Origin of the sequence: Anaerovorax odorimutans (genome assembly GCF_024459955.1) — a bacterium.
In the GTDB taxonomy this organism is placed as follows: domain Bacteria; phylum Bacillota; class Clostridia; order Peptostreptococcales; family Anaerovoracaceae; genus Hominibacterium; species Hominibacterium odorimutans_A.
On record NZ_JANFXK010000243.1, the window covers coordinates 1 to 223 of the forward strand.

Below are 223 nucleotides of genomic sequence, written 5' to 3' on the forward strand. Positions count from 1 at the left end.
CCTGTTGTTTGAAGGTGTTGAAAATAGCCGAAGCCGTTATCCGAAATTTTTTTCCATGCATGCATTGGGGTTTACGGCAGGAGAAAGACAAGAAGGAAAAAAGGCGATGGAAGTATATTTTCTGAGGTTAAAAAATCAAATGGCACATTTTTTGGAAAATGATGAAAAAATACGTCAAGGGATATTTACAGAAAATCTGACTGCCGAAATTTTTACGGACTAT

1 protein-coding gene is annotated in these 223 nt (G+C 36.3%); it reads left to right on the forward strand.

From position 1 onward, the window contains the following. The coding region (locus NE619_RS18630; RefSeq protein ID WP_330640888.1) for a hypothetical protein at positions 1–223 on the forward strand (223 nt) is incomplete at both ends.